This is a genomic window from Legionella spiritensis (assembly GCF_900186965.1).
GTDB classification, from domain to species: Bacteria; Pseudomonadota; Gammaproteobacteria; order Legionellales; family Legionellaceae; genus Legionella_C; species Legionella_C spiritensis.
This window is the reverse complement of the sequence record NZ_LT906457.1, coordinates 662,924-683,399: the sequence shown is the minus strand read 5'-3', so window position 1 is coordinate 683,399 and position 20,476 is coordinate 662,924. Positions and strand designations below refer to the sequence as shown.

Here is a 20,476-nt window from a genome sequence, read left to right as displayed (position 1 = left end):
AGAGATGGCATGATAGAGCAACGCCTTAAAGATCACCGGGACAACTGGCATGCGCAGCCTGTTGACAACATATTGCCCTGGCTTGAAACCGACATCAATGGATTAAACCAGGAAGAGGTTACTAAAAGACAGGCGAGGCTGGGGTTAAACCACCTTCCCGAAAAAGCAAAAGAATCTATAATCGTTCGTTTTTTACGTCATTTTAATAATATCCTGATTTATGTGCTTTTGTTTGCTGCCTTGATTACAGCCCTGTTGAACCACTGGGTCGATACTTTGGTGATTCTTGCCGTGGTTATTGCCAATGCTTGCATTGGATTTATCCAGGAAGGGAAAGCGGAAAAGGCGCTTGACGCCATTCGACAAATGCTGTCGCCCGCAGCTACTGTCCTGCGCCGGAAAGAGCGGCAAACCATCCCCGCGAAAGAACTGGTGCCTGGAGATATCGTGTTGCTGGAATCCGGTGATAAAGTCCCGGCGGATATGCGCCTTATCAAAGTACACGGACTGATTGTAGATGAGTCCATTCTTACCGGTGAATCGGTGTCTGTAGAAAAACATTCCGAACCTGTTGCACAAGACGCGGTGCTTGGAGAGCGTACTTCGATGGCTTATAGTGGCACTCTGGTGACCAGTGGTCAGGCCAAGGGGGTGGTTATAGCTACCGGGCAATTCACTGAAATTGGCCAAATCAGCCATCTGTTATCAAAAGTAGAGATGCTGAAAACACCTTTGATCCAGCAAATAGATATCTTTGCCAAATGGTTAACCATTCTGATTTTAATGGTTGCCGGATTATTGCTGGTTCATGGCTATTTTGCACAACACCATGATTTTGGTGAATTGTTTATGGTGATTGTAGGATTATCGGTTTCCGCCATTCCTGAAGGGCTTCCCGCCGTACTCTCTATTACCCTGGCTATTGGTGTACAGGCCATGGCGCAAAGAAATGCAATTATTCGCAGACTTCCCGCCATTGAGACCCTGGGTTCCGTTTCCGTGATTTGTACGGATAAAACAGGAACACTTACCAAAAATGAAATGACAGTGGTGTCCATTTTAACTGCAAACAAGCAATTTAACGTGGAAGGCTCGGGTTATGCTCCCTCCGGATCGATTACTCTTGCTGACCAAATCATTGAGAAGGCGCAACATCCCTTGTTAGTGGATTTGGCACGTTCTTCCGTGCTTTGTAATGACGCCGTCCTGTACGAACGTAATGAAGACTGGACGATAGAGGGCGACCCGATGGAAGGAGCACTGCTGACAATGGCAGAAAAAACAGGGTTGTCTGTGACCTGGGAGCGCGAAATCTGGGCACGTACGGATACCATACCCTTTGATGCCAGCCATCGTTTTATGGCAACGCTTAATCACAATCATCAGGAGCATGCCTTTATTTTTGTTAAAGGTGCGCCTGAGCAGTTGCTGGCCATGTGCCAGAAACAACAAAATGAAACAGGCGGTTTGGAGCCGATAAATCCAACCTATTGGTTGAAAAAGATTGAAGCCATTGCTAAAAACGGCCAGCGGGTTTTGGCCCTGGCTTCAAAAGCCGTGCCTCCTGAACACACCATCCTGCAATTGTCCGATGTAGAAAACAATCTGGTTTTATTAGGCATGGTCGGGATGATTGATCCACCGAGGGAACAAGCCATAGCTGCCGTGGCACAATGCCTGAGCGCCGGCATTCAGGTGAAAATGATTACCGGTGACCACTCGGCAACCGCTGGAGCGATTGGCCGGCAAATCGGTTTAAAACACCCTGATAAAATCCTGACTGGTCTTGAGCTTGATAAAATGAGTGATGCAGAACTGGCAAGCATGGTATTGGAAAATGATATTTTTGCCCGCACCAGTCCGGAACATAAGCTGCGGCTTGTTATGGCACTGCAGTCTCATGGCATGATCGTTGCCATGACCGGCGACGGCGTCAATGACGCGTTAGCGTTAAAAAGAGCCGATGCCGGTATTGCCATGGGGAAAAAAGGCAATGAAGTATCCAAGGAGGCCGCGGAACTCGTGCTGGCAGACGATAATTTCGCATCCATAGCCGCTGCGGTACAGGAAGGACGTACTGTTTATGATAACTTAAAGAAAGTCATCAGCTGGACGTTGCCTACCAATGGCGGGGAATCCATGACCATCATTTTGGCACTGTTATTTGGTTTGAGCCTTCCTGTAACGCCGATTCAGATCCTATGGATTAATTTAATCACTGCCGTAACTCTCGGCCTTTCCCTGGCGTTTGAGCCAACGGAAGACAATACCATGCAACGGCCGCCAAGACCAAGGAATGAACCCATATTAACCGGCACGCTGGTCTGGCATATCCTTCTGGTATCCTTTTTGTTTGTATGTGCCGTATTTGGCATTTACTATTATGCCCTTGACAAAGGATATTCCATTGAGCTTTCCAGAACGATTGCCTTAAACACCCTGGTAGTGCTTGAGATTTTTCATTTGTTTTATATTCGTAATATTTATGGAACCTCCTTAACCTGGCAAGCGGTAAAAGGCACCGGGATGGTATGGATGAGCGTTATAGTCATAACCATTGCCCAATTCGCCATTACTTACCTGCCACCGCTACAACGCATTTTCACAACGCGCTCTATTCCTTTTTGGGATGGCGTTCTAATCATCGCGATTGGCGTTGTCTTTTTTGCCGTAATTGAGACGGAAAAACAACTCAGGCTGCGAATCGTAGCCCTTCGCCATCTTGATACACCGTCACATTACAAGGAAGGCGTATGATGGATTTTGCCTTTTTGCACGCCTCCCCTTTTTATGAGTTATCCGCACTTTTACTCTCTGCTATGGTCATTGGTTTTTTGAGCCTTTTATTGCGTCAACCGATGATAGTGAGTTTTATTATTGTAGGCATTCTGGTCAGTCCGAATTTTTTAGGCATTGTACAGTCTTATGAACACATTGAGCTTCTGGCGGAGCTTGGCATTGCGGTTTTGCTTTTTCTGGTAGGGTTGAAGCTTGACTTGCAGCTTATAAAAACGCTGGGGCTGGTATCACTGGCAACCGGAATCGGCCAGGTTGTTTTTACGGCAATCGTTGGCTTTTTTATAGCCATGGCACTCGGTATGAACATGACTAATGCCATTTATGTTGGAGTGGCATTGACGTTTTCCAGTACCATTATTATCGTCAAATTGCTCTCGGATAAACGGGAAGTGGATTCACTGTATGGACGAATAGCCATCGGTTTTTTGATTGTGCAGGATATCGTGGTTGTGTTTGCCATGATTGTCCTTTCCGCCTTCGGAGTGGGCGTTGGCAGTACTACAGCCCCCGATATGCTGGTTAACCTGGCAATGATGCTCATGTATGGTCTGGTTATATTCGCTTTCCTGTGGCTTTTTATTCGTTACCTTGCCAATCCATTGATGAGCAGTATCGCGCACTCTCCCGAGTTATTAATTATTTGCTCCATCGGCTGGGCAGCAATTTTAGCCAGCCTTGGTCACTACTTTGGCTTCAGCAAGGAACTGGGCGGATTGCTTGCCGGCATATCACTGGCGTCAACACCATTCCGGGATGCGATTGCATCAAGACTGTCTTCGGTGCGAGACTTTTTACTGTTGTTTTTCTTCATCTCTTTAGGTTCTCAGCTTAATTTAAATCATCTCGGCAATCAGATGATTCCTGCTACCGTTTTTTCTTTATTTGTCTTAATCGGCAATCCATTGATTGTCCTGATTATTATGGGCTATATGGGTTATCGTAAACGCACAGGATTTCTGGCAGGACTGACGGTTGCGCAAATCTCCGAATTCTCCCTGATTTTTATGGCCATGGGGCTCAAACTTGGCCATGTTTCCATGGAAACATTGGGGCTGGTTACTCTGGTTGGATTGATAACCATTGCCGCGTCGGTCTATATGATTACCTATTCCTACACATTGTACCGATGGCTTGAACCGCTGCTCACACCTTTCGAGCGCAAGACTCCTTATCGGGAAGCGGCCAATGCCTCTCAGGAATTTAAACACAAACAGTATGATGTGATTCTGTTTGGTCTGGGTCGTTATGGCCAGGCTATTGCCGAACATTTGTTTCAGAATAATTATAAAGTACTTGCTGTGGACTTTAACCCGGATGAAGTGAACCATTGGCGTCAAAAAGGTCATCATGCCATGTACGGCGATGCGTGTGATATCGAATTTATCGCGACACTCCCTTTAAAGCCCGCAAAATGGATTATTTGCGCAATACCACAACATGCGCCCGGTTTAACGCATGACGATCCTCGCATCACGTTGATTAAGGGCCTTAAAGAACATCACTATAAAGGAAAAATTGCCGTATCCACTCAACATGCCAGTCAAGTTGAGGCATTTAAGGAAAAAGGGGCGGATATCGTGTTTTTACCGTTTGATGACGCGGCGGATAGGGCGGTAGAGAGAATCATACAGGGCTAGTGCCTCGTCAAAACGAGGCGACTATTGTTCTGCAACAAATAATAGCTTCCTGTAGCCCGTCATGAAGGCAAAGCCGAAATGCGGGATAACGTTCACTTAGGTACCTATCTGCTCCCATGCCACGATATTGAACCATGAAACCCGCAATACGGCCGCAGGCCTCCTTACGGGCTACTACGGCAATGGTACCGCAAAAGCGGGTATAGTGATTTGATCAGGGACCAATAAAATCAATCGTTTGTACTTTAATATTTTTATATTTGGCGTTTTCTCGAAAATCCTGTATCAGTTCAACCACATCATACGCTATCGATTTAGAGTTTGAGCAATCTATGATGACTTTTGAGCCTGATGGAATGGTATCTAATGCCTGCATAATGTTTGCTTTATTAAAAAACGAAACCTCTTCCGCCAGCACCAGGTGGTGGACAATATCACCATTTTCTTTTTGCGTAATTTTTTTCATATAATAGGCATTGCGATAACTGTGCTTTAGTGTGAAGAAGATACCAAAAACAATACCGATGATAATTCCTTTCAACAAGTCAGCGGCTAATATACCTATCGCTGTGGCTACAAATGGAATAAATTGTTCCGTACCGAGCTGATACATTCGCACAAATAACGCTGGTTTTGCCAGCTTGTAACCGACAATAATTAAAATTGCCGCAAGACAGGACAATGGAATCATGTTGATAACAGGAGCAAGTATTGCCGCCGAAAACAAAAGAAAGATGCCATGAAGAATTGTGGACAATTTGGTTTTACCACCAAAATTAATGTTCGCCGAGCTACGGATAATAACCTGGGTGATAGGCAGCCCGCCCAATAGGCCTGAAATCAAATTACCCAGACCCTGGGCCTTAAGCTCACGGTTCACAGGCGTATTACGTTTGTGAGGATCCAGTTTATCCGTTGCCTCAACACATAATAACGTCTCAAGACTGGCCACAATAGCGAGTACTACCGCTACTTTCCATACCGCAAATTGCTTTAATGCCGAAAAGTCCGGGTGTGTCAGTTGCTTTAAAAAATCGATAACGCTTTCTGCCACCGGAATTTGAACCAGATTATCTTTAGCCAGCTTAAATTCCAAAAAGCCAAGCTGATAAAATTGATTCAATAAAATACCAACGATAACCACCACAATTGGAGCCTGGATCACCTGAAATAATTTGTTTTTCTTTATAAGAACGGTATCCCATAAAATCAGAATAGCCAGCGAAATAAAGGAAATTAACAGGGCACCATAATTTAGCGCCTTGAATGCGCTCAGAATATAATGGACGGTGATGTCACCGCTAAACTGAAATGAAGACATATCACCTATCGTATCCGGGTCAAAACCTAACGCATAAGGGATTTGCTTTAGAATAATTAACAGCCCTATTCCCGTTAACATCCCTTTAATTACCGATGACGGAAAAAAATAAGCGATAAAACCGGCCTTTGCATATCCCATAAGGAGTTGAAAACAGCCGGCCAGAACTACGGATACGAGAAACGCCGGCCATGAGCCAAGGTTTTCAATTGCCAGCAATACAATAACCACCAGGCCGGCTGCTGGTCCGCTTACCCCGAGATTTGAACCACTTGCCACTCCGACAACTATCCCGCCGATAACGCCTGCAATAATACCGGAAAACAATGGGGCACCTGAGGCGAGTGCGATACCAAGGCACAATGGCAGCGCCACAAAAAAAACAATGATGCTGGCCGGAAGGTCGTGTTCGATTCTTTTAAACGAAATTTCCCTGAAAATGTTTAACATGTTCTATCCATTATAAAGATGTATGAATGATTATTTTATTTAATAACATGGATTCCGCCCTGAATCGCGGACATTTTCTGACTATATATTAGCAAATATTTTTATATTCTGTTATTGAGACTTACCTTACAGGTCTATATCCCAAACATCAACCAGCTCCTCGTTTTCGATTAATACGTTCATTTTATCCCCGCTTCATTAAGATCGTTCATATTGTTCTCATTCATCCTTTTCCAGCCTGGCCAGGAGCCGCTTAACATAATAAAATGACTTGTTTATTCTTCTGTCAGGCCGTGTAAACATAATTTCAACAATCCTGAAAAAATAAAAAGAACAAAGAACCATGACCTTTCCATTTAATATTATAGATCTCACCCATACTCTGGCGGTTGATAGCCCTTGCTGGGATTTGGACTGCGGCTTTGCAATCCAAAATACCCTTGACTATCAGGATTGTGATTCTGAAGTCAAATTCAGGGTTCAACACCTTTCATTGCCTGCCGGTACAGGTACGCACATTGATTCGCCGGCCCACTGCAACGCCAATAAAGATATTACCATTGAGAAGCTCGGGATCAGGAGCCATCATTTATTGGCACAGGCGTTTGTAATTGATGTCAGCGCCAAAGCACACGAGCATTACCTGGCCACAGCTGAAGATATATCAGCCTTTGAAAAGCAACATGGAAAAATTGCTCAAGACAGTGTTGTAATTTTCCATACCGGTTGGGAAAAATATTGGCAAAACCCGGAGCGGTATCGCAACAATCTGCAGTTTCCATCCGTTCATTCCGATGCGGCTCAATTGCTACTTGAACGTAACATTGCCGCCTTAGGTATTGATACCCTTTCTCCCGACGTACCACTATCAGGATTTCCTGTGCATCATCTTTTTTTATCCAGAGGCAAATATCTCATTGAAAATGTTACAAATGCCAGGAAACTTCCAGTTACGGGCAGCTGGATTCTCACTCTGCCAATGAAAATACAAGACGCAACGGAAGCGCCCGCTCGTGTCATTGGGCTGGTTCCGATTATATAATAAAGATACTGACCGAAGAAATATCTTACATCATATTAAGCCATTCAGAACTTCCAAAGCCACCTGATTTTGCTATGATGAATCTACGAGGAGAAATTGAGACCCACCAGGGATGGTGACAAACCGAAAGGATAACGGCTCTCAATTCTACCTCGACCAATATCTTGCCTCTTTTTAACATCAGCCAATAAATTTATAAACCGGATCCCGGCCATTTTGGGATCTCAAAAAAACGAATCACTATATATTCTGGCCGACGGGACGCCTGCGAGAAACACGTTTGTTTTTAATTTATTTATTGTTTCTTTTGGTCCGCAGACATAAACCCGTATATTTTTAATGTCATGGCCCAGGTAGTATCGCGTTTTATCGAAAATATTGGCCTCCGGATACTTCCCGTTTGTTTTTAAAACACAGGGAACGTATTCAAAATGCTCATAGAGCGATGCCAACGTTTCCAATTCCCTGGCGTAATAGATGTCATTGTCATGACAACCGCCATGGATTAAGGTAATTTTTCCTTCATGCTGCTCGTCCAAAGCAGTTTTGACGATAGCCAATAAGGGAGCTAATCCGGTACCGGTGCCAACTAAAAGCATATCAAACGATAATTTTTCCGGGTTCATATAGCAACACTTGCCAAAAGGCCCTCGCATATGAACCGTTGTATCGACGGATGCTTTTTTCCGAATCCACTGACTCATCTCACCGCCCTCTTTCAGCTTGATATGAAGCTCAATATAACCTTCTTTAGCTGGAATGTTGGCGATGGAATAACTGCGCGACAGGCCGTCCGGATTCACGAGGTTTAAATATTGTCCCGGTATCCAGTCTTGCAGCTTCTCTGCTAATAGCCTTACTCTAATAACATTATGAGTCAGGCTGGTCATTTCAGTGATCACGGCTTGTTGATTACACTCTGCAACATCGGGATTTTTCAGATAAATGCCGGTGGCAGGTTTCGCCTGGCAGGCAAGAAAATATCCCTGAGACTTTAATATATCGGGTAATCCTTCCTGCCATGTTGATTCGACGGTGGCGTTTGTTGTTTTCATCAAACAAGCCTGGCAAATACCTGAGCGACAGGCGTGAGGGTAATCAATACCATGCCGCAATAGACAATCCAGCACCGATTCATCCTCCATGGAATGGAGGATTTGGTCATTGTAACGAAGCTCCGTCATAGTCTCACCTGTCTAACACGTCCTCGCGCACACTATTGGCAATGGCGGCCACTTTCTGAATATCGCCCTCGTTAGCGCCCAATTCCCGCAAGGTTTCCCCCAGGTGTTCAATCACAATATCCACATGGGTATCATTTAGTCCACGTTTGACCAAATGACGATGACCCTCCCGCATATCTTTGCCCTTGTAGTTATTTGGCCCTCCCAAAACCATGGTCAGGAAGCCTTTTTGTTTCAGGATTTGTTGCTCCATATCCACATCGTCAAAAAAATCACGGACTCTATCGTCCGTTAACATTTTGCGATAAAAGATATCAACAGCAGTATTGACGGCATTTTGACCACCCAAACGATCAAATAATGACTCAGGCATGGCATACTCCTTAAAGATATATTTGAAATACATCTTATAATGGGAAATAATACCCGTCAAGAAATGAATTTGAGAAATAACCCATGCAGTTAACCCAGTTTACCGATTATTCCCTTAGGGCGTTGATATATGTTGCGCTTCGCAAAGAGATATGCACCATTAACGATATTGCCAATGCTTATACTATTTCATCCAATCATTTGGTAAAAATTATTCATAATTTATCAAAGATGGGTATTATCAAAACAACTCGAGGCAAAAGCGGCGGTATTGCGATGGCGCAACACCCTTCAGAGATTAATCTGGGGGAACTGGTTATCAAGCTGGAACCGAATTTTGATTTGGTGCCCTGCTTCAATAAGGAGAAAGCAAATTGCCGTATCGCGCCTGTTTGCAAGTTAAAACGTATCTTATTTGAAGCAAAAGAAAAATTCATTGACGTTTTAAAAGAATACACTCTGGCCGACATTGTGGACAATCGAGTCGATCTAAAAAAGCTGCTTCTTATTGATGAGAAGACCCAGGCTCTGTGAACCCCGGTGATTTCGGCCAGGACTCAAGAACAGCCTTTAATATTTGCGCATGGTTGTATTGTTTATCTTTTGCGGCATAAAACAATACGATTTCCGAGCTATCTGCTTTCTTCAGTACGTCTTCAATTAATTCAGGCTTATTTTGAAGTTCATCGATATATCGACTTGCAAAATCCAGCCATTTATCAGGGTCATGATGAAACCATTTTCGTAGTTCCGGACTCGGTGCAATTTCCTTTAACCAGGCATCGAAAGGAAGTGCATCTTTCTTTAAGCCGCGCGGCCATAATCTGTCTACTAAAAACCATAATCCATCCCGGGATCCGGGAGGCTCATAGACTCTGCAAATTCTGATAATTTTTTTGCTGGAAGTCATAAGCCGTAGCCTTGTTTTTGAGCAAGAAGCAAACCAAAAACACCTTGTTTGGGCTTGCCGCTTTCATCCAATTTATGCAGTTGCCCCGGCTTTTCCCTGTATTCCAGAATAGACCAGCCGCTGTCTTGATAAAAATGATACAACTCATTTGTTTCTGCCAGATAGGTAAAACGTTCGGGATAGGTATATAACTCCGATTTGATGGGGAAAACCAGACAATGTATTCCTCCTGTTGACGTTAACGATTGCAGTTTTATCAATAGCGGCTGAATGCTGGACGGGTTTAAAAACTGCAGGGCAACAGTGGAATAAATAAAATCAAACGATATCTCTTTGATTGGAAGCGGTTGATTCAAATCATGAGCATGGATTGCAATATTCACCAAGTGCTCTTGTTCTGCGATATGGCGAATACTCTCAATAGCACCCTCATTCTTGTCCACGCCGATAATGTTGTGTCCTGTCAAGGCGAAATACAATGGGTTTCGTCCCGAGCCACAGCCAATATCCAGAATAGACATGTTCTCCCGTTCACGCAGATAGGTTTGATGGACGTACCATAAGTCATGGTGGAGAGGCGCCAGGCGATATTTTTTTTCAAGATAGCGATGTGCCTGACAGAAAAACTGCAAGGTGGCTTTGAATTCGGAGCTGGTTGACGCAATTTTGTGCCATGTTGCAGGGGGGATCACCAGTGACGGGGATTTCGGGTTTAATGTATGATAAAACAGCTCATTGCCATGCCCGTCCAGAAAAACAAACTCAATGGTACCTTCATGCACGGTCAAGTGCCCCCAGGTACCCTCTTTGGTGCTGTGTTTATCAAGAAAAAATTGAAGATTTTTTTCGCCATTCAGCTCGATTTGTTTGTAAGCTCGTAATCCGGTGATCGTCGGTTGATAATGATTCATCATTGTTTCCGTGTCAAAGTTGTTTTAGAGCTTCTACCCTTTCCTGATTTACCTTTATTTTCAGGGGGGGTCTCATACAACCAACAGTATTCCATGAAAAATTTTCGACAATCTTCCTGCAGAAGGATTGCTCAAACCATACGGCAAGTATAGCATGTCTGATTTTATTTATTTTTCTTCACAGTGGTGTCAATATTTTCAATATCCTCTTGAATTTGCTCAATATTTGTTTTTGACTGAGTGTTAAATTTAAAAAACAGGTTGCTATCAGAAGCATTCGAATATTTACTATATAATTTTACGGGAAGCGCGATAATCACGTTTAAAATTACTCTTCCAATTTTCTGACGCCAACTCATATCCAAGGCATTATTGTCTATTAAGTGGGTTTTGATAATTTTTGTCATTTCATCCTTACATTCCGACTTAATATTTTCCTGATTGCTTCCCCTGTTGTTTAAATAATCATTTTTACAATTTTCTTTAGCGGTGTCGGCTTGAATTTGCATAAGGCCATGCACTTTATTCAGGTGTGTCAGGCGATCATCATTGGGATTCTTAAGGTTAATTCTATTTATTTCACCTTCAATTTTTTCCTGAATACCACGTAAAGCTGTAAAGAATGGATCCTGTTCCACTTGAACATTTATCTCTTGCTTTCTTTTTTCTTGCCGTAATCTGGCTTCTTCTTCTCTTCGTTGCTGTTTTAGAATAATTGCTGCATTTACAGCTTTAGGAAATCTATCTTTAAACATTTCTACAGAAAGGGCAGACTTACCGTGAACTTTTGTTGATGCCTCAATCAGCTTTTCTTGCAAATTTCTCACCAGCGGTAAGTTTTTTTCTTCTGGTGGAACATCAAAAAACTTGCATGCCGATTGTAAAAATTCTCTGGCATCGAGAAAGAATATATCGCTTCCATGTATTTTTGCTGTTCCATTAAATAGGCCTATAGACAATTGTCTGAAACTGGACCAATCATCCATTAAATCCAGTAAATCCTCAGGCCTTGGTACTCTCAAAGAAAAGATATCTTCCCATTTTTTCTTGGTTTGCAACCATTTTTCCAATACTTCTCTAGTCATTTATTAAAACCACAACCAATATATTTATATAAATTATATAGCTTGATTATTAATTAAACATTACGTGGTAATTATAACTGGCGCTAACAAAGGGAGGTTTACAATAAAATTATTATCAATTCCGCTGTATGACCAAGAGGAAGCCCTCCCTGGATTCCGTGCACTTATATTTTTACAGACGCGGTTACATAAGGTCCGTCAACCGAAAAACTGTTGGTTGTCTTGATTAGGCTTTGCAGAAAAACCGAACCGGTAACGATTCCGAGAGAACCGGGAACATAGGTTGATGTCACATAATTTTGAACGGCGTTTACATAAATCGAGGCCATGTAACCCGCTTCTATTGCAAACAATTTATCTTTTGAATATTGCCGGGAATATTTAAGTCCCAATTTCGCATCCACCGCCGGAACCACTTGAGTGAAACTCTTATGTGATATCGATTGATGATTTTCAGGGATACCGGCAGCGGCCAAAACACTACCGGAACCGACGGTGTTTGTGGCGGGTTGTTGACTACCAACGAACAGATCCCCTGCTAACAATCCTACGACATTTATATTGAACCATCCATGATACTCCCCGTCCATACCGAGACGAAAACCTGCAGCGTTGTACTTCGAGCTAGTCGTTATCCCGAATCGATAGGGGCCGAGAATCGGATCTGTCCCGGAAAAATTGGCTATTATCTTGTTCTGCAGCCACAAACCACTAATCCCTGCGAAAAATCGGCTTTCCAGGTTTGGATCGAAATTTACATGTTTGCCTATTTCGACATGCAGTACGTCATAGCGGTTTTTCAATTGGCCATTTGCAGCACTGGTGGTGCCGGCATCCGGACCAATATTCCAGAAGGGACCCGTCATTTGTTGCGCGGGAGGCGCATTTCTGTTGACTGGAAATGTTTCTTTATCCGATGTGTTTAAATGTGCCCAGTAGACATTGACGTCACTCCCTGAATCAGGAAAAACATGGCGGAAATTCAGCAAAAAACCGGCGCTGAAATTGGGGTTAATTCCCTTTGGTTCCCAACTTGGCGATAAAATAGGTGCGGCCACATTCGGATTAAATGGATTTACTAAAACGGCATAATCATTGCTTTCGCCGGGACGCAAAAAAAGAGCGCCTGCGGTAAACGTATTTGAAGATGGTAAATCAGGAACATAAACTACAAATTTTTTTTCCTTGACGGCTCCCATTTCACCTGCCATTACAGGATAAAAAGGAATCATGATGCTACTAAAAATAGCAAAAGGAATTAGTTTTTTCATAAAGATACATACTCCCTGTAGATAGCAAAAGGGTAATCGATCCCTTAGCTAAAAAATCCCTCACTCCAACGAGGTATTAGTACTGTTTTCATTTCGTTTTGCATGGTTTTAATTCTTAAAAAACGCCTGCGTCCCGCAATTGATGCGCGGGAACCAGTGGTTCAAAGTTCCAAACTACACACGCCTGGATGCCGCGAACAAGTCGCGACACGTAGACAATTTTAAAACCATTTGTATATCACAACCGGTCAAAACGAAATGGATCAGGTACTAGGGCGTGTCCTCATTCTGTTTCGCGAGCTAAAAGTTGGGATAATTTAGCGCAAATTGCAGATTGAATGAGGAGAATAGCCAGTCCTATTTGACGAATTCAAACTGTAATTTGAGCAAATTAGTACAGGTTTTAGTCGTGAAACAGAATGAGGACACGCCCTAGCTATCATTAAGTCGCGGAATATTATCATATAATTTACATATAATTAACTACCGAGTGAATTTCCCTTTGTACATGACAAAAATACCGGGCAAGGTGGCCATGCCGAGAGTTCGCTTAAGCGCTTTGAGTCCTTTTATGTTATTCCTTTGGCTATTTTCTTTTCGATTGTACGCAGCTCAATATCAAACAATATACGTGAACCATAAACATTGAGGCCGAATAACTTGCCTGGTTGTTTTTCCCACCGTTGCGAATCGATTCCAGTCCCCTGAAGGCAACTACCAAATCGTATACGGTATAAAGCCGCAAGACCATCCAAAAACCAATAGATAAAAGATAGTGGTCGGAGATTGGCTTTTTGCAGTTGCTGCGAGCCTGCTCTTTGGGACATAATAACCGCAGCGTCAAGACTGGAAACGGTCCGTATAGGTAAAAGGATTTTTTGTGATGTCATATGTATCTCGCCTGGTAGCGATTTTTATCACCTTATTTGTTTATCAACTTTCATTTAGTAATTCCGGCTTACCTTCAGAGCAGTCCAAGGGTACTTTCTCACGAAACAACGTCATTACCTTATCGTTGGGATACGACCGCATAAAAGCAGGCGAGGCGCAATCCGTGGTCTTGTTACCCCCTTTCGCTAATTATTATACGGCCAGTTCATCACGACGTTCCGTAATCATGGGCGGGCTTTTTGTCGGCAAAGAGTACTGGAAAACGCCTTATTGGGGACTTCAAATAGGGCTTGGAGGTTATCTGGATGCCGCTACAAACGTGGGAGGAACCATTTGGCAATTCGGTCTTCCGGAGTTTGCCAACCTGAATTATAACTACCGTATTCAAAGCGAGCGCCTGGTCGTGGAAGGGAAGGTGCTAACCACTTTGAAACAGATCATTCATCCCTACCTTTCCGGCAGTCTGGGGATATCCCGCAATAAAGCGTACTCCTATGAAGAAAAACCCCTTTTTTCAGAAGCGATGCCTATGGTCGCCTTTGCCGATAACCGCCAGACGTCGTTTACCTATAGTGCAGGAGCCGGGCTGGAGGTGGCATTATGCCGTTTTCTGCGGCTTGGAGCGGGCTATCAATACGTACGTCTGGGAGATTTTTCTCTAAATCCAAGTCCGGTGCAGGAAACCGGTCAATCCTTGTCCCTGTCACAGGCTGACAGCCATGAAATACGAATTCAATTATCCTTTGTGGTCTAAATTATGAAACGAAACCTGCTCATTATTCTATCCTGTTGCAGCGGTCTGTATTTAAGCGCCTCCCTGTCGGCTGCCACATCAGTATTCAGCATTACACCCGTCGTGCTGCCGCCGGCAGTCGTTGTCAGTGGCCAAACTGCGACAGCGGTCTATCAAGTGAAAAATAATACGCCCTTTCCCCTGAATAATAATGGGGTGATCCAACTACCTAATGGCGTGCAACAAATCACTTCCGGGGGAGCGGGGATATGCCAGTCTCCTTTTAATCTGGGGGCTCAGGAAAGCTGTACGTTGCAGTTTGAAATCAATGCCGACAACATGACAGGATCGATTAAGGGGGGGCCGACCATATGTAACACGATAAATCATCCCGTATATTGCGCTACGCCGGCTCAGCAATGGGATATTGAAAAACGTACCATAGAGCCCCAAACGATAATTTTTATGCGTCACGCTGAAAAACCGCTGCCCCCCGCTTCGGGAAAAGGCCAGTTAACGTGTCAGGGATTAAATCGTGCTTTGGCTTTACCCCAGGTGCTCAATAACAAATTTGGAAAGCCCGATTATATTTTCGCACCTAATACTGCCGGCTCTATCGGAGATGGGGGCGATGCTCCCTATAGTTATGTTCGACCGCTGGCGACGATTGAACCCACGGCTATCCAATACGGTATGCCGGTTGACACGGCTTTGAATTTTGATGACGACGATTCTCTGGCCGCCGAACTGATTTCCTCTCCCTATCATACGTCACGAATTTTTGTGGCTTGGGAACATAATAATATTGTGGCCATCACACGGAAAATCATGACCCTTCTTGGAGCCAATCCCAATGTTATCCCAACCTGGGCGCAAAATGATTTTGACAGCTTATATGTATTAACCATTGTCTGGTATGATGGAAACGCTGCTGTGTCCTTTTCCCATCAATATGAGAATCTGTCATCCGGTTTAAGCACGACTTGTCCTGGTTCGGCTCCCCTGGCGTTTAAGAAATCCCGCGAAAAACCTCCGGCCGCTGACAGGAATATCGCAAACGAGACGGAAATTATCTATTTCATTCCCGCCGCGGAGCCACAAGCCAGTGCGCAATTAAGTTGCCAGGGTTTAAACCGTGCCCTGGGATTAATCAATACGTTAGACGCCGCGGCTCTCGGCGATAGCATTTACGCGTTTTTTGCCCCGGCCCCGGCGCTCAACCGTTTTGTCATGGGTAGTCAACTCTATGACTACCTCAGCGGGATGATGACGCTGGAACCGGCTGCTATCGCCCAAGACCATCCCTTGTATACCCTTTTTGGTTATGAAGATAATTTGTCCATGGCCACTTTCTTGCTCAGTTCACAATTTTTTGCTGACAGGACATTGGCTGTAGCCTGGGAACCTGGCCAGTTACCGGATTTGGCCAAACGGGTTTATGAAGCAGCAGGAGGTAATCCCAACGATATTCCGAGCCCGATACCCAATGTGGATACCATGTACAAAATTACGATTACCCGTAATGATGGTACTTTGGTTTCTGTCAATTATGACGCCGTACAGGAAAATCTGAGTCCCTCTAACGTATGCCCGCTTCCTATAAGTTAATAAGGCACTGGGGACATAAATATTGGAAAAAATTTGATTAGGTTCTGTGCACTTATCTTTTTCATTTAATCCCAACTCAAATCCCGGGGATTTATTTTGATAGTTACATTTGTGTAACTGTATGATATAGGTCGGGGCCGCATCAAATTTGTAACCCTGCAGCCAGGCTTTGTTTGATGTCTACAGGATTTTCAGCGATAGCTTGAATGGCAAATCTAATTGCTGATGCAGAAGTTTCCACAGACATACTGGGCATTCCCAGATTTTCTTGCAGAGCGGCCGTACCCGGCAGCATAGGCAAATGAGCCCACCCAGCTTTGATGGGCATATTATTGACCACAATCTCATGCAAAATGCCATAAAACAAGTGATTGCAGACAAAGGTTCCTGCCGTGTCTGAAATGTCCGCGGGTATGGCATTACGACGCAATGTCTCAACCATTGCTTTAAGTGGCAAATTGCTTTGGTATGCAACAGGGCCATCCTCTACCGTTTCCTGATTGTCAAAACTCACTCCTTCATTATCAGATAACTGGTAGCGGGATGAATCTATGATCCTGTGTGCAAACCGTTCAAACGTAACCATGGCTCGTCCTGTATATTCTCCCATCATAAGCACGTAATCGACGTTTTGCTCCCGTATTAGCTTTTTAACATGGTCTATTGATTTAAAGAACGTATTAGGCACAATCGTCGAAATAACTTCAATATTTGAAATCACCTCACCATGCAATGTTCTGGCAACCTGCTCTGCAGGATTAACAGGAGTGGTTCCGTAAGGTTCAAAACCAGTTAACAATAGTGTTGGCATAGATACATCCCTTGATAAGGTATCTTTTAAATTTAGCACAGGATGAGATACCGGGGTGTCTGGAAAAACAGCATGGCGAGGTTATGGCACATGATTTATTGGCTTATGGTATGGATTTAAGCGTACACCCCCGCATTTGATTTAATATTGATCATATGGTAACTTTTTGCTATTATTTGCCTATTTTTTCATATGGTGAAGCATGAGATATTTGGTTCTTCTGGCAATGTTGCCGGGTATTCTTTATGGGGAAATGGCTCATGCAAACAATGCAAGTTTGCGAGACAAGATCGGTCAAATGCTAATCATTGGATTTAATGGCAAGGAAATTGATAACCATTCTCCTGTTGTTAAAGCTATCAATAATGAAAATATCGGGGGTGTCATTTTATTCGATTACGACTATCAAACTCATAAATTTGATAGAAATATTGACAACCCGGTTCAGGTAAAAAAACTTAATGAAGACTTGCAACATGCGGCTCAAAAGGCCAATGCCAGTCATCATCGGCCAGAGCTACCGCTCCTTATCTCTATTGACTATGAAGGCGGACAAGTCACCCGTTTACGAGAAGACTACGGTTTCCCGGCCACAATACCTGCTGCAGAAATTGGTAAAAAATCATTGATCGAGGCCAGACATGCTGCTGAAACCATGGCTAATACATTACAGGATGCCGGATTTAATCTGGATTTTGCACCGATACTGGATGTGGATGTCAATCCGGAAAATCCGGTTATTGGCAAAAAGAAAAGAAGTTTTTCCGAAGATCCTGCAACAGTTGCCAATTATGCTGCCGTTTTTTCAACGTCCTTTTTAAACCATGGCATCCAATGTGCCTATAAACATTTCCCGGGCCACGGCAGCTCAACCACTGATTCTCATGTAAGTTTTGTTGATGTCAGTAATACCTGGGATAACAAGGAACTGTTCCCTTATCTATCTTTACTGGAAGATCAGCAACATTGTGGTATGGTCATGACCGCACACATTGTCAACCGTCAGCTGGATGACTCCGGTTTGCCGGCTACATTATCCTATAAAATGCTGACCGGTGTTTTACGTGAGCAATTATCATTTGAGGGTGTCATTATTACCGACGATATGCAAATGAAAGCCATCAGTGACCATTACAAGCTTGCACAGTCAGTCACCTTGGCAATCAATGCCGGTGTTGATATGCTTATTTTCGGTAATCAATTATCGGAAAAACCACAAGATCCCAAACAGGTGATTGATATCATCGAGTCTAAAGTTATGTCAGGCGAAATAAGCCAAAGCCGGATAGAGGATGCGTATCAACATATTGTAACCTTCAAACAAACGTTGAAGCGCTGATTTTTATGAAAAGAACCTCGACAAGGTTATTATCCATTGATGTTTTTCGTGGACTTACTGTGGCATTGATGATTCTGGTCAATAGCCTCGATGATAACCATGGTTATCGTTGGCTTGCCCATTCGTCATGGAATGGTTGCACACTGGCTGACGTTGTCTTTCCTTTCTTTATTTTTATCGTTGGCGTTTCCGTCGCGCTCTCAATTACGGCATTACGTGCCAAGGGTTTCAATACAAGCCGGTTAATCCATAAAACGGCCAAACGAACGGCGTTCCTTTTTATGATCGGTTTATTGCTTAATGCCTATCCTAATCATTTTGATCCGGATACTATTCGCATCTTTGGTGTATTACAACGTATCGCCATTTGTTATTTCTTTTCATCGCTATTATTCCTGACCACTCGTATAAGAACTCAGGCCATCATTATAGTTGCCTTATTGATTGTATACTGGTTGGCCATGACATTAATACCAGTCCCGGGGTTTGGTGCCGGCAATCTTGCTTATGAGGGTAATTTTGCGGCTTATATCGACGGATTACTTATTCCCGCAAAACATTTATATCATGGGGGGCTTGATCCTGAAGGAATAATTAGTACGTTTCCAGCTATTGCCACAGCATTACTTGGCAATCTTCTGGGTGCGTGGTTATTGTCAGGCCAGCATTACAAAACACATCTTATTGGTATGGGCAGCGCAGGTATCGCCGCTATGATCACTGGATGGGTTTGGGGCATGGCATTTCCAATCAATAAAATATTATGGACCAGTTCCTATGTATTGTGGACAGCAGGATTAGCACTGATTGTTTTTACCTTTTGTTATTGGCTGGTTGAAATCAAGCGTTGGCAAAAATGGTTTAAGCCATTTGAAATATTTGGCACTAACGCTATGACCGCGTTTATTATTCATGTTATTTTTTTAAAAACCCAAGCGCTTTTGTTTCTGAAAACATCTGCCGGGGATTTGATCAATTTAAGACAGTTTCTTACAGAACATTTGTTTGGTTGGACCACATTGCAGCAGGCATCGTTCTATTACGGTATCACCTTCACTTTATTTTGGCTGATGGTTATTGCTTTTTTGAACTACTGCAGATTTTCATATCAACAGCTTCGCGTAAACAACGCCAGATGCCATGAGATCTTAAAGGTATTGCAATAGTTACCCCCCTATTCATTTAGTATTTGACCTGCCCATTAAGTGTAAAAATCAGACAATCCATTTGCCCGTTCAAACACTTGAAACCGGGAGTCACCCTGAACGACTCGTGAACACTCCTGAAACTCCTAGACAAATCAACGGGTTTGACAGCGTATACACAAGGTTATCCACAGAATTTGTGGATAACCGATTTTTACCCCTGATTCAGAAAACAACCTTGAAGGCCAGGCCAGCTCTGGATTATCGCACTGAAACAAATAGAATCATTGAAAAAAAATCAGGGTGTTTAAAAAAAATATCCACAGATTGTGGATTGGAGAGGATTATGCTTTATGCCCTGTAAGATTATCAGAAAAGAAATAAAAAAACAGTCTTGACACTAATAAAAAATGTCCAGCCACCAAAACCCAGGCACACTTCCTTCAGGCACTATCTTCAATGTCTTTATATGGTTTTCGCTTTTTTTAAAATCAGCTACACTATGCGATTATTAACAGGGAACGAAACATCATGTCAGAAAAAATCCGGGGAACCGTCAAGTGGTTTAAAGACGATAAAGGCTTTGGCTTCATTGAGGCTGAAGGTCGCGATTACTTTGTTCATTTTAGCGCTATTCTCAGCCAGGGCTTTAAAACTTTACAGGAAGGTACACCGGTTCTGTTTAAAGCAACCCAGGGTGCTAAAGGCCTGCAGGCTGAAGAAGTGGAAGTGGTGTAACACCCTTTAACGACCGAGCAGCCCGACAAATCGGGCAAAATACCGGCATTCGGAATAATAAAACGTCGATTCTTTCTCGAAACAGGTTAGAGGTTGTCATCCTCAATTTACAGCCCAATCATCTCATGACGACGACCTCCAGGCTCTGTGAACCAATTTTTTTCCGATCGAAAACAAGGCAACTATTGTTGCGCAACAAATAATAATGTCTTGTAGCCCGTCATGAAGG

The 20,476-nt window shown here is 43.3% G+C and carries 18 protein-coding genes; 9 read left to right on the top strand and 9 right to left on the bottom strand.

Going from position 1 to position 20,476, the window contains the following annotated elements; genetic code table 11:
• Positions 1-9 precede the first annotated feature (9 nt).
• Together CKW05_RS03175 and CKW05_RS03170 are read left to right on the top strand one after the other, a co-directional pair.
• Positions 10-2,757 (top strand): cation-transporting P-type ATPase, encoded by a 2,748-nt coding sequence (locus CKW05_RS03175; protein ID WP_058484346.1) that lies wholly within the window; start codon positions 10-12, stop codon positions 2,755-2,757.
• Complete coding sequence (locus CKW05_RS03170) at positions 2,754-4,436, top strand: cation:proton antiporter (protein ID WP_058484347.1); 1,683 nt, start codon at positions 2,754-2,756, stop codon at positions 4,434-4,436. Before CKW05_RS03175 ends, CKW05_RS03170 begins: the two co-directional genes overlap by 4 nt.
• A 214-nt stretch (positions 4,437-4,650) precedes the next feature.
• Here CKW05_RS03170 and CKW05_RS03165 read toward each other — a convergent pair whose 3' ends face one another.
• The gene (locus CKW05_RS03165; RefSeq protein WP_058484348.1) at positions 4,651-6,207 is read right to left on the bottom strand and encodes a SulP family inorganic anion transporter; all 1,557 of its coding nucleotides are present in this window, start codon (positions 6,205-6,207) and stop codon (positions 4,651-4,653) included.
• A gap of 343 nt (positions 6,208-6,550) precedes the next feature.
• Between CKW05_RS03165 and CKW05_RS03160 the strand changes: the two genes are divergently transcribed.
• Positions 6,551-7,249 (top strand): cyclase family protein, encoded by a 699-nt coding sequence (locus CKW05_RS03160; RefSeq protein WP_058484349.1) that lies wholly within the window; start codon positions 6,551-6,553, stop codon positions 7,247-7,249.
• A 224-nt stretch (positions 7,250-7,473) separates the two neighbouring features.
• Here CKW05_RS03160 and CKW05_RS03155 read toward each other — a convergent pair whose 3' ends face one another.
• Together CKW05_RS03155 and CKW05_RS03150 are read right to left on the bottom strand one after the other, a co-directional pair.
• Positions 7,474-8,433 (bottom strand): FAD-binding oxidoreductase, encoded by a 960-nt coding sequence (locus CKW05_RS03155; RefSeq protein ID WP_058484350.1) that lies wholly within the window; start codon positions 8,431-8,433, stop codon positions 7,474-7,476.
• A gap of 4 nt (positions 8,434-8,437) precedes the next feature.
• Positions 8,438-8,806 (bottom strand): group I truncated hemoglobin, encoded by a 369-nt coding sequence (locus CKW05_RS03150; RefSeq protein ID WP_058484351.1) that lies wholly within the window; start codon positions 8,804-8,806, stop codon positions 8,438-8,440.
• Positions 8,807-8,889: 83 nt separating this feature from the next.
• Between CKW05_RS03150 and CKW05_RS03145 the strand changes: the two genes are divergently transcribed.
• Positions 8,890-9,339 carry an Rrf2 family transcriptional regulator gene (locus tag CKW05_RS03145; protein WP_058484352.1) on the top strand — a complete coding sequence of 150 codons (450 nt, stop codon included), beginning with the start codon at positions 8,890-8,892 and terminating at the stop codon, positions 9,337-9,339.
• Here CKW05_RS03145 and CKW05_RS03140 read toward each other — a convergent pair.
• From CKW05_RS03140 to CKW05_RS03120, 5 genes are all read right to left on the bottom strand, one after another.
• Entirely contained in the window at positions 9,311-9,715 is a 405-nt protein-coding gene (locus CKW05_RS03140; protein ID WP_058484353.1) for a DUF488 domain-containing protein, read from the bottom strand. The genes CKW05_RS03145 and CKW05_RS03140 overlap by 29 nt on opposite strands.
• Complete coding sequence (locus tag CKW05_RS03135; RefSeq protein ID WP_058484354.1) at positions 9,712-10,629, bottom strand: methyltransferase domain-containing protein; 918 nt, start codon at positions 10,627-10,629, stop codon at positions 9,712-9,714. Before CKW05_RS03135 ends, CKW05_RS03140 begins: the two co-directional genes overlap by 4 nt.
• Positions 10,630-10,790: 161 nt before the next feature.
• Positions 10,791-11,711, bottom strand: a complete 921-nt coding sequence (locus CKW05_RS03130; protein WP_058484355.1) for a hypothetical protein — start codon at positions 11,709-11,711, stop codon at positions 10,791-10,793.
• A gap of 164 nt (positions 11,712-11,875) precedes the next feature.
• Positions 11,876-12,982: an Lpg1974 family pore-forming outer membrane protein gene (locus tag CKW05_RS03125; protein ID WP_058484356.1), complete on the bottom strand. Its 1,107-nt coding sequence runs from the start codon at positions 12,980-12,982 to the stop codon at positions 11,876-11,878.
• Between the two features lie 569 nt (positions 12,983-13,551).
• A complete protein-coding gene (locus CKW05_RS03120) occupies positions 13,552-13,872 on the bottom strand; it encodes a hypothetical protein (protein ID WP_058484357.1) in 321 nt (106 codons plus the stop codon).
• On the opposite strand from CKW05_RS03120, the gene CKW05_RS03115 reads away from it, so the two are divergent.
• Together CKW05_RS03115 and CKW05_RS03110 are read left to right on the top strand one after the other, a co-directional pair.
• Positions 13,866-14,627 carry an outer membrane protein gene (locus CKW05_RS03115; RefSeq protein WP_095140552.1) on the top strand — a complete coding sequence of 254 codons (762 nt, stop codon included), beginning with the start codon at positions 13,866-13,868 and terminating at the stop codon, positions 14,625-14,627. The two genes, CKW05_RS03120 and CKW05_RS03115, sit on opposite strands and share 7 nt — an antisense overlap.
• A gap of 3 nt (positions 14,628-14,630) precedes the next feature.
• On the top strand, positions 14,631-16,214 hold the full coding sequence (locus tag CKW05_RS03110; protein ID WP_058484359.1) for a hypothetical protein: 1,584 nt from the start codon (positions 14,631-14,633) through the stop codon (positions 16,212-16,214).
• 142 nt (positions 16,215-16,356) lie between these two features.
• Here CKW05_RS03110 and pcp read toward each other — a convergent pair whose 3' ends face one another.
• A complete protein-coding gene (gene pcp / locus CKW05_RS03105; protein WP_197697350.1) occupies positions 16,357-17,064 on the bottom strand; it encodes a pyroglutamyl-peptidase I in 708 nt (235 codons plus the stop codon).
• Between the two features lie 163 nt (positions 17,065-17,227).
• On the opposite strand from pcp, the gene CKW05_RS03100 reads away from it, so the two are divergent.
• The 3 genes from CKW05_RS03100 to CKW05_RS03085 all read left to right on the top strand — a co-directional run bounded on the left by CKW05_RS03100 (position 17,228) and on the right by CKW05_RS03085 (position 20,247).
• Complete coding sequence (locus CKW05_RS03100; protein WP_058484361.1) at positions 17,228-18,364, top strand: glycoside hydrolase family 3 N-terminal domain-containing protein; 1,137 nt, start codon at positions 17,228-17,230, stop codon at positions 18,362-18,364.
• 5 nt (positions 18,365-18,369) lie between these two features.
• Positions 18,370-19,530, top strand: coding sequence for an acyltransferase family protein (locus CKW05_RS03095; protein ID WP_058484362.1), 1,161 nt, complete (start codon positions 18,370-18,372; stop codon positions 19,528-19,530).
• Positions 19,531-20,040: 510 nt separating this feature from the next.
• Positions 20,041-20,247, top strand: coding sequence for a cold-shock protein (locus CKW05_RS03085; RefSeq protein ID WP_095140550.1), 207 nt, complete (start codon positions 20,041-20,043; stop codon positions 20,245-20,247).
• The last annotated feature ends 229 nt before the right edge of the window (positions 20,248-20,476 follow it).